A 9230-nucleotide genomic window follows, 5' to 3' on the forward strand; every position below is an offset into this window, starting at 1 on the left:
CCTGCCGCTGGCGAGACACCGTCAAAGATTAAATTGCCGGGGTGTATGAAACATGCAGCCGGCTCGACAGTTCGTATCGAGGAGGTGGCACATGGCTGGCCAAAACGACGGCAACGAAGCCCAAACCGGAGACGGGAAAGCGGCGCGGGGCGATGTCGAATTGCTTGCTCGTCGCCTAGCCAAGGATACGGACATCTCGGAGGACGAAGCTCGCGAATTGATCAGGCTCATCGGCACCGATTGGACTTCATTGGTACGCGAGGCCAGATTCCTTAAGGGCCGGCACTGATCAAGGCTCTTCTGTTTTCTCCTGCCCTTGCTGCTGCTGATCAGGCGTTGTTGTCTGCCATGCCGATCTCTTCCGGCTAAAAGAAATTCTGCCCCCACAGAGAAGCCCGTCCGGAGGGGTGAGCGGACGGGCTTCTATCGGGAGTGAGGGACCCCGATGGCGACAGGGATGCCGCCGCCGCGCCCCGAACCCGCCACCGGCGCTTATGTTCCGTTGCGGAGCGAAAGTGCCGGCGGAGCAATCGTATGAGTTAGCCTTGCCACCGGATTGCCGAGATTGGCCCCGCCTCCAACTGTCCCCGACGATCTACAACGCATCCTCGCCATGGAACCTTCGCCTGCCGGTGAAAGTTCACCTTGCGCAAGTGACCAGGCGCGGCGCCCGATTCGAAATGGCTGATTACCTCAGACTTCCGGCAACCTCTCGTAAGCTATTTCGTGTGGTCATCGAGACGCCGCGGGGATCGGCCGCGAAGCTAGCCTATGACCCGAAGACCGGCGTGTTCGAATACTCCCGCCCTCTTCCCGTGGGAAACACCTACCCCTATGATTGGGGTTTCGTGCCGTCGACATTGGGGGACGATGGCGATCCACTGGACGGGCTCGTCATCCATCAGGCCGCCGCCGCCCCGGGCGTTGTCATAAAATGCGATCTATTGGGCGCGCTCCGCGTGAAGCAGCAAGATCCCGACGGCTCGAAGGTTCGTAACGACAGGTATATCTTCTGCCCGCACAAGCAAGATGCACAGGACAAGCCCGTCACTATCACAGATGTCCCGCAGGATCTTCGCCGCGAAATAGAGCAGTTCTTCCTTTCGTCGGCGTTGGGCACCGGCAAGAAGATCAAGCTTAAGGGTTGGCAGAACGCCGCCGAGGCCAGGGCCTCGCTGGCGGAGGGGATGAAATCCTTCAAACGAAAATTCTCGCATTGAGCGGATGCCTGCCCCGCGCGGTTTTCGCACGGTCGGCTGGAAACGGCCGCTAATAAATGTGGATGAGGACCTCGGCCCGCATGCCGAGGTGACGGTCACTCTGGAACCGATCGTCCATCCGCCGGTTACTCTATGCCTTCGTTAGCCGGTGCTTATGCAATGCGGAACAGCCGTCCCGAATCCATGGCGCACCTCGCGCTGACCGCCGACCACGCGCCGGCGGCCTTGCCATGACCGAAATCGGTTCCCAAATCGACAGAGAACAAAGCAGCACGTTGGCGAAGGGTCCCTTCCAGCGGTTCCTCCGCACGATCGGGCCAGGCTTCATCACCGGCGCCTCCGACGACGATCCCTCCGGCATTGGGACCTATAGCCAGGCTGGCGCCCAGCTTGGGTTCAACATCGGCTGGGTGATGCTGTTCACCTTCCCCCTGATGGCGGCAATCCAGGAGATCGCCGCTCGCATCGGGCGCACCACGGGCAAGGGAATTTCAGGCAACCTCAGCCGGTATTATCCGGCTTCGCTGCTATATGTCGTGGTGGCGCTGCTTTTTGCCGCCAACGTCATCAACATCGGCGCCGATCTCAGCGCGATGGCGGATGCATTGAAACTGCTGGTGGGCGGCCCCAGCTCGCTCTACGTGGTTGCTTTCGCAATCGTTTGCGTCTGGGCAACCGTCTTCCTCGATTACACACGCTACGTGAAGGTCCTCAAATGGACGACGCTGAGCTTGTTCGCCTATGTCGTCGCGATGTTCGCGGCCAATGTCAGCTGGATCGATGCTGCCAGGGGCCTGTTTATCCCGCACATCGAATGGAGCGGCACCTTCTTCACCACTCTGCTCGCCATACTCGGCACAACGATCTCGCCCTACCTGTTTTTCTGGCAAGCTTCGCAGGAGGTCGAAGAGGAGGAACTCAAGCCGACAGCCAGGCCGCTGCGGTGGGCGCCGTGGCAGGCATCCAGAGCGTTCGGCCGGATACGCGCCGACACACTGGTTGGAATGGCCTTTTCGAACCTCATCGGCGCCGCGATCATCTTCACCACGGCCGCCACGCTCCACAAGGCAGGGGTGACGGATATTGCTTCGTCCACCGACGCGGCAAAGGCATTGGAGCCGGCTGCCGGAAAGTTCGCCTTCATCATCTTCTCGGCGGGCATCATAGGCACGGGCCTTCTGGCGGTACCGGTGCTGGCAGGTTCAGCGGCCTTCGCCGTCGGCGAAGCGCTGCGCTGGCCGGTCGGCCTTCAGCGCAAGCCGAGGTCAGCAGCGGCCTTCTACGCCACGCTCGCCGCGGCGACCGCCCTTGGCACCGGGATCATGTTTACCCCGATCGACCCGATCAAGGCGCTTTATTGGAGCGCCGTGATAAACGGCATGTGCGCCGTGCCGGTCATGGTCGTGATGATGCTGATGGCTGCCCGCAAGGACATCATGGGAGAATTCCCGGTCCAAGGCTGGCTGCGCGCACTGGGCTGGCTATCGACATCGGCAATGGGCATGTCGTCGGTCGGCCTGATCGCCCAATGGTTCTTGTGAGTGCCGCGACGAGGGAGGCCTGAGCTACAGCCCACCAGTCCTCTGGAGGGACACTGCGCGAACGGAATCTCGGTCAGAATTGAATGTTCAATCTCGAAGGCGGACCAGCATGACCAGATCGTCGCTTCACCCGCTCAAGGGCGCAGGCTATCTGATCTCAACGGTGAGCATGATCCTGCTGGCGACCGTCAGTTGGGACAGCGCATTGAAAAGTCCGACGGCCTGTCTGCTCGGGGGAGCCACCACCTCGATCATCGGCATGTTCTGCCGCTGGCTCTCCTACGAAATCGAGAAACGGCAGGAAGAGCGGCGAGAAGGCAACAAGGCTCGGTGAGGCCGTCGCAGCGGCGTTTGTCGCAGGAAGCGGGCGTGCGTTGGCCGACGTATCCTCGACGATAAACGCCCGCCGGCGAAGCCAGCGGGCGTAATTATCGATGGATGCCGAAGGCGGCTCGGGCTGTGTCAGCCGCGGACGAAAAGTGCTTCGTCTTCGTCGCGCTGCCTGCCGCCGAGCGCGCCGGCAACGCTGGCAATGAAAGCCCCAACGATCATCGAAAGGGCGCCGACGAGCGCGAAGGTGGCACTTGCCTTCCTGGCCGTGTCGGCGGCCGCCTTCGCCTTGTTCTTGGCATCTTCGATGCCGGCAAGGACGGTATCGACGCGCTTGGCGGCATCGGCCTGTGAAAGCCCGGTGCGGGAGGCTACCAGCTTTGCAAGATAGGCTTTGTCGTCGGCCGACACCTCGCCCTTGGCGGCACTCGCCACCAGGATGCGTGTTGCCTGCGCCGTCGTGGCGGCGTCATTCTGGCCAGCCGGGGCGACGGTACCGGTGTCGGCCGGGCGGAACAGTTGATCGACGAAATAGCCCAGGGTGTTGTTGTCGGTTGCGCCGGCGCTATTCGCGGCCGCCGACGAAGCGCCCGCGGCCGCGCCCGCCGCGACGTTGGACGCCGCCTGCACCCCCGCGCCGATGGTTGCGGACAAGGCTGAGCCGAACACGCCGGCCACCAACAGCGTCGCCAGCGCCCAGGCCAGGAAGCCGTGCGCCGTATCGCGGAAGTAGACCTCGTTGTCGTGAATGCCGACCCATTTCGTCCGTAGGCGGCCGGTCAAGTAACCGCCGAGCCCGGCCGAAAGCCATTGCACGACGATCAGCCAGACGGCGGCCGAGACTGCAAAGGTGGTGATCGACGTGCTGGCGCCGGTCCATGGCGAAACCATGGTCAGCCCCAGCCCCGAGCCGATCAGCATCAGGACCACTGTCAGCGTCGCCGCGGCGAAGGCTCCGGCGATGATCGGACCCCAACTCACGGCGGAGGATGAAGATTCGGCAGCGCCGGAAAGTTCGACGTCAGTTACTGCGGAATTCATCACACATCTCCTACCGCGCGAACAGCATAAGCAGGATGATGATCGGGATTGGAACACCCAGCAGCCAAAGCAATATACCTCGTCCCATAGTAACCTCCTGTTGCTCGCGAGACGAAATACCAATTCGCAGAACTGGCTTTCGTTCCAAAGGTTTAGTGACGGAGATCGACGGACCGCCCTCGACTTTGGAGCCTGCTGATTTCTTGCGGGAATTCGATCTCGATGGATGCTTCAGCCTCTTGGACGCAAAAGCAGGGTGACGAACAGCGTGATCAGGCTACTGATTACAATCCATATGCCGATCCCGTTGCCGAACGCCTTTGCTCGAGGCGCCGCGGTGCCAACACGGGCGGCATTGGCCGGCATCGTCTCCAGCGGTTTGGCTGCTTCCTTGGCTTGGCCCGAGGCAGCCCGCTCTTTTGCGTCCGCAATGACCGGCGCGAGGTCGCGCCGGCTGCCTCGCCGCACCGAATAGGCGCGGGTAATCTCGGCGCCGAAGAGAAAAATTTGTGCCGAATAATAGACCCAGACCAGCACCACCATCAGCGCGCCCGCCGCTCCGTAGGACGTCGCTATGGCGCTGGTGCCGATGTACCAGCCGATCATCGATTTGCCTACGGTGAAGAGCAGCGCCGTGACCAATGCCCCGACGCCCACGTCACGCCATTTGAGCTCCCGGTCCGGCAGGACCTTGTAGATGGCGGCGAAGAGCAGCGCGATCAATGCGAAGGAGACGACCGTGTTGATGCCGCTGACGATCAGCGTTCCAAACGGCAGGCTGCGGTTGATGATGTCGCCAAGCACGGCGATTGCAGTGCTGGCTGCCAGCGACACCAGCAACAGGAAGCCGAGCGCCGCCACAAGGCCGAGGCTCACCGCCCTCGCCCGCACCAGGCGCGAAAACGACACGCTGGTGGGCTTGACCTTCCAGATCTCGTTCAATGTCTGCTGCATCTCGCCGAAGACGCCGGACGCGGTGATTAAAAGCGTGACCAGCCCGATCAAGGTGGCCAAAGCGCCCGACCCGCGCTGCGAGGCGGTCTCGACCGTTGCCTTGAGAAGATCAGCGCTCTGCGGTCCCATGACGCCCGATATTTGTGCCGAGAGCGCCAATTGCGCGGCATCATTGCCGATGACGAACCCGGCGATCGCGACCACGATCAGCAGGATCGGCGCCAGCGAGGTGGTGGCGTAGAAGGCCATCGCCGCGCCGTGGCTCAGCGCATTGTCGGCAATATAGCCGGAGACGCTTTCCTTGAGGATTGTCCAGCCTTCGTTCGCCCAGCGCGGCATCTTCTTCCCCTATTTTGGGCGTGGGTCCTTGAGATCGGCTCCGATGGTGGGGAATTCCCCTGCCCGGCGCCTCGCCACCGCTTCGGCCAGGGCTAGCGCGGCGTTGTTTACTTCAACCTGAACGTCCTTGTCAGCGTCGAGCTCGTCATGGCTGGTTGCATAGGGCTTCCAGTAGCCAATATAGCGGTCGAGTTCGGCAATCTCGCCGACGGGATCGAGCTTCATCGAACGCAGCCAGTCGGCAAGCGCATGCCGCACGTTCGCAGCGCCTTCCGTATCGCCATGAACGACAACCGAAAACAACCGGCCTTCGAGATGACGGGGGTAGTCCCAGCCAGCGAGTTCGGCTTGCTTGGCAAGCGCTGCATCCTTGCCCTGCGTCAAAGACGGATCGGGATTGCCGCCGTCAGCGCAGACCAGCCGGTCCATCATCAGCTTTACCGGCGAGGAGGTCTGGTACCAGTTGACGGGCGTGACGATCATCACGCCATGCGCCTCGACCCAAAGGGGATAAATGTCGTTCATCCAGTCGTGCACCTGGCCGAGCGAATGGTTCGGATAGCACGAGCACGGCCAGTGGCAGAGCGCCGCCGCTGTCGAGAAGCACGCCTTGCAAGGGTAGATCCTGCGGCCATATTCGGAAGCGAGCCGCGACAGATCGAGCACTTCAACGGAAAAGCCCGGCCTGCCGGCAATGGCGCGGCGCGCCAGTTCGACAAGACGAAAGCTTTTCGACATTTCGCCCGGGCAAGTATGCTCGCTGCGTGAGGAGCCGTTGATGATCAGGATGCGCGACGGCGCAGTTTTGTCGTCGTGGCGCCGCTGCGCGGCCTTGACCGCATCGTGAGCGGCGATCCATTCGATGGAGAGATCGTAGCTTGGGTCGTGAAAACCCTCGCCCGCTTTGCGGGTCACCGGACTTTTACGTTCTTCGCTATAGGCCTGCCAAGCGATTTCGGCCAGCCTGCCGATGGCTTCGGCCTCCGGCTCGAAGGCCGGATCGTAGAACAGCTTCCTGTAGCGTTGCTTGAACTCGCTCTCGCCGAGACGCGGGCTGGGCATGCCCTTGCGCGGTTCGACGCCGCCACTGTTTGATTCCGTATCCACTGCCATGTAACTGCCCCACGCTCGGAGCGGGCCGGGTGGGACAAGAGCTCGACTGCCTTTTCGTTGGCCAGGGCGGGAAGCCGGAGAAACCAGCCCTGTTCTCTCTGCCACCAGGTCCGGCTGACGCGGCCCGCAAGTCACAATCCTGTATCGGTGCAATGGTTCCCCAATGGCAAAGGCAGCCTAGCAGGATCGCCAAAAGCAGCGGCGATTGGCAATTAGGAACAACGAGCCTATAATTAGCTGACTAAGTGATTCATGGCACGGCAAACCGATGGCCAAGAAGAAAAGCAGACGGTCCTCTTCCGGCGTTGCGGCAGCCTCTCGCGCCGAAATCCATGAGGCCGCTTATTACGCCCGCAGATGTGGGCTCACCCGCGACGAGGCATTGCGCATGATACGCGAAGCCAACAGCTCGCCGGCCCTGAAGACCGCCGGTGGCGAAAAGCGCAAACGCTGACCTTTCCATCGTTGAAGATTACGGCCGGCTGCGTCATTGGCCGGTCTGCGGCTGCACCTGGCCCGGCTTGATCACGGGCATATCGCTGCCGGTGGGCGGTGGAACCTTGGCATTCTGGTCGCCGGTCGGCGGCGGCTTCAGCACGCCGCCGCAATTGGTGAGCTGTTTCGACAGCTCGTCCGTATCGGCCTCTTGCTTTTGCTTTTGCTGCTGGTCGTTCGCGTCGGGCTTGGCCTGGCAGTTCTGCGTCGACTGATCCTTCGGTTGCGCGGCAGTCTGCGCCGCCGCGGGCAAAGCCGGGACCAGAGCGAAGGCCGCGATGAGAAGCGCTTTGTTCATGGGATCTTTCATGGGATCCTCCTCATGTCAGTGCTCGAGGGGGTCAGTAACCCCCGATGATCGGCAGGATCTCGCCGGTGATGTAGCTCGAGCATTGCGGCGAGGCCAGGAACACATAGGCCGGCGCGATCTCCTCCGGCTGGGCGGGCCGCTTCATCGGCGTCTTGGCGCCGAACTGCGAGACGTCTTCCGCTTCTTTCTCGGAGGGGTTGAGCGGCGTCCAGACCGGACCGGGCGCCACCGCGTTGACGCGGATACCCTTCGAGATGAGGTTGCCGGAAAGCGCGCGAGTGAAGGCGTGAATGCCACCCTTGGTCATCGAGTAGTCGACCAGTTCCTTCGAGCCCTCGATGCCGGTGACCGAACCGGTGTTGATGATCGCCGAGCCCGGCTTCATGTGCGGCACGGCCTCCTGCGCCATGTGGAAATAGCCGTATAGATTGGTCTTCAGCGTGGTATCGAAATGCTCCTCCGTCAGATCGGCGAAGTCGGCCGAGTGGATTTGGAAGGCAGCGTTGTTGACCAGCACGTCGAGCGTGCCGAAGGCCTTGACCGTTTCGGCCACCGCTTTGCGGCAGAAGGCGCGTTGGGCGACGTCGCCACGCAAGGTAATGCAGCGCCTCCCCTCCGCCTCAACCGCCTGCTTTGTCGTCTTGGCGTCACGATCCTCGCTGAGATAGGCGATGGCGATATCGGCGCCCTCGCGCGCAAAGAGCACGGCGACTGCCCGGCCGATGCCGGAATCGCCGCCGGTGATCAGCGCAACCTTGTCCTTGAGCTTGCCCGACCCTTGCCAGAACGGTGCGTCATAAAGCGGCGCAGGCTCGATAGCCCATTCCTCGCCGGGTTTCGGGTGGTGCTGCTTGGGAAAAGGCGGTACGGGATATCGGCGCGCGCCGGCCTGCATGGCGCCCGGCGATTTGGGTTTCGGCTTGCTGCGGTCGGTGGCGTCGACTTTGCGTTGCACGCCGCGCTGCCTGCGCGTCGTTTCGGCGGTGTCTGCCTTCTTGGTCGCCCCTGATTTCTGGGCCGCGTCGGATTTCGTTCGGCTGCTGATCGGCATGGCTGTCTCCTTCTGTTCGAAGGACAACGCATGCCGACTGAAAAGGTTGGCTCGGGTCGGGCCACGTCGCCGAGACGCTCGGGCATACATCAAAGTTAAATGCGCGGCACGGGCGGGAGTGCTAACCCGCCCGTCATTGGGGGAACTCTTCAGGAGGAGTCCCATGGACGTTCGAACTCTCATCGGCAGCCTCTCGGCCGCATTGCTGCGCCGGCGTGCCGTCGCACCGCCGATCCCCGTCAGGGTGATCCGCGCCTCGCTTGCGGATGTGCCGCTCCGGCCGCGTCCCAGGCCACCGCACCGGCCGGCGCCGCCGATCCGGCCCGCGAGCAACATGTAGCTCCGAACCGCCGGGCAGATGCAACCGACCGGCCATGTCATCGTTTACGACCATTCTCAATCTTGCGGGGCATTATGAAATCCTTGCGCATAAACACTCCGCTTTTTCTTCTCGTTGCTGCCATGATGACCGCCGCGCCCTTTGTTGGCCTTGCCTGGCGCACGCATGAATGGCTCGGATGGTGACGAGCCGATGAGCCGTTTCCTGCCGCTCACCATCCGCTTCGTCAGCGGCGGCACGATGGTGGTTACCACCGTCGCCGAGGCCAAGAAGGCGCTTGCCGGACATTGGAAGAACAAAGAAGCACCGGCCTACCTGGAAGCGGCCCGGCTGGTGGATGATGCGATCGCGGGCACCTGCCGGCCGGCCATCGCCTTTGCCGCCTTCAAAAAGGTCGCTGCGCAACAGGGCCTGCTGAAGCCTGCCAAGCCGAGCGCCGCACTGACTATGCTCGACACACTCTGGTCGCGCTCCAAGGCGCCACCCGGCTAGAGGC

At 62.5% G+C, this 9230-nt stretch carries 13 protein-coding genes; 8 read left to right on the forward strand and 5 right to left on the reverse strand.

What is annotated here, in order from left to right:
- Positions 1-91: 91 nt before the first annotated feature.
- The 4 genes from O7A05_RS25860 (at position 92) to O7A05_RS25875 (ending at position 3095) form a co-directional block, all read left to right on the forward strand.
- Positions 92-289, forward strand: coding sequence for a hypothetical protein (locus O7A05_RS25860; protein ID WP_337095768.1), 198 nt, complete (start codon positions 92-94; stop codon positions 287-289).
- A 391-nt stretch (positions 290-680) separates the two neighbouring features.
- The gene (locus O7A05_RS25865) at positions 681-1220 is read left to right on the forward strand and encodes an inorganic diphosphatase (protein WP_337095770.1); all 540 of its coding nucleotides are present in this window, start codon (positions 681-683) and stop codon (positions 1218-1220) included.
- A 230-nt stretch (positions 1221-1450) separates the two neighbouring features.
- Complete coding sequence (locus tag O7A05_RS25870) at positions 1451-2761, forward strand: NRAMP family divalent metal transporter (protein ID WP_337095772.1); 1311 nt, start codon at positions 1451-1453, stop codon at positions 2759-2761.
- A gap of 109 nt (positions 2762-2870) precedes the next feature.
- Positions 2871-3095, forward strand: coding sequence for a hypothetical protein (locus O7A05_RS25875; RefSeq protein WP_337095773.1), 225 nt, complete (start codon positions 2871-2873; stop codon positions 3093-3095).
- Between the two features lie 128 nt (positions 3096-3223).
- On the opposite strand, the gene O7A05_RS25880 is transcribed toward O7A05_RS25875, so the two are convergent.
- Positions 3224-4132 carry a hypothetical protein gene (locus O7A05_RS25880; protein ID WP_337095774.1) on the reverse strand — a complete coding sequence of 303 codons (909 nt, stop codon included), beginning with the start codon at positions 4130-4132 and terminating at the stop codon, positions 3224-3226.
- On the opposite strand from O7A05_RS25880, the gene O7A05_RS34500 reads away from it, so the two are divergent.
- Positions 4053-4331 carry a GmrSD restriction endonuclease domain-containing protein gene (locus O7A05_RS34500; RefSeq protein ID WP_415927054.1) on the forward strand — a complete coding sequence of 93 codons (279 nt, stop codon included), beginning with the start codon at positions 4053-4055 and terminating at the stop codon, positions 4329-4331. The two genes, O7A05_RS25880 and O7A05_RS34500, sit on opposite strands and share 80 nt — an antisense overlap.
- Positions 4332-4363: 32 nt before the next feature.
- Here the strand turns inward: O7A05_RS34500 and O7A05_RS25885 are convergent, their stop codons facing one another.
- On the reverse strand, positions 4364-5425 hold the full coding sequence (locus O7A05_RS25885; protein WP_337095775.1) for a YihY/virulence factor BrkB family protein: 1062 nt from the start codon (positions 5423-5425) through the stop codon (positions 4364-4366).
- A gap of 9 nt (positions 5426-5434) precedes the next feature.
- Positions 5435-6538, reverse strand: a complete 1104-nt coding sequence (locus O7A05_RS25890; RefSeq protein ID WP_337095776.1) for a flavodoxin family protein — start codon at positions 6536-6538, stop codon at positions 5435-5437.
- 268 nt (positions 6539-6806) lie between these two features.
- On the opposite strand from O7A05_RS25890, the gene O7A05_RS25895 reads away from it, so the two are divergent.
- On the forward strand, positions 6807-6992 hold the full coding sequence (locus O7A05_RS25895) for a hypothetical protein (RefSeq protein ID WP_337095777.1): 186 nt from the start codon (positions 6807-6809) through the stop codon (positions 6990-6992).
- A 33-nt stretch (positions 6993-7025) separates the two neighbouring features.
- Here O7A05_RS25895 and O7A05_RS25900 read toward each other — a convergent pair whose 3' ends face one another.
- Complete coding sequence (locus O7A05_RS25900; protein ID WP_337095778.1) at positions 7026-7343, reverse strand: hypothetical protein; 318 nt, start codon at positions 7341-7343, stop codon at positions 7026-7028.
- A gap of 31 nt (positions 7344-7374) precedes the next feature.
- Positions 7375-8394 carry an SDR family oxidoreductase gene (locus O7A05_RS25905; protein ID WP_337095779.1) on the reverse strand — a complete coding sequence of 340 codons (1020 nt, stop codon included), beginning with the start codon at positions 8392-8394 and terminating at the stop codon, positions 7375-7377.
- Between the two features lie 163 nt (positions 8395-8557).
- Between O7A05_RS25905 and O7A05_RS25910 the strand changes: the two genes are divergently transcribed.
- Positions 8558-8734, forward strand: coding sequence for a hypothetical protein (locus O7A05_RS25910; RefSeq protein ID WP_224584519.1), 177 nt, complete (start codon positions 8558-8560; stop codon positions 8732-8734).
- 165 nt (positions 8735-8899) lie between these two features.
- Entirely contained in the window at positions 8900-9226 is a 327-nt protein-coding gene (locus tag O7A05_RS25915; protein WP_337095780.1) for a DUF982 domain-containing protein, read from the forward strand.
- The last annotated feature ends 4 nt before the right edge of the window (positions 9227-9230 follow it).

The sequence above is a fragment of the Mesorhizobium argentiipisi (SeqCode) genome, from assembly GCF_037179585.1.
Taxonomy (GTDB): domain Bacteria; phylum Pseudomonadota; class Alphaproteobacteria; order Rhizobiales; family Rhizobiaceae; genus Mesorhizobium; species Mesorhizobium argentiipisi.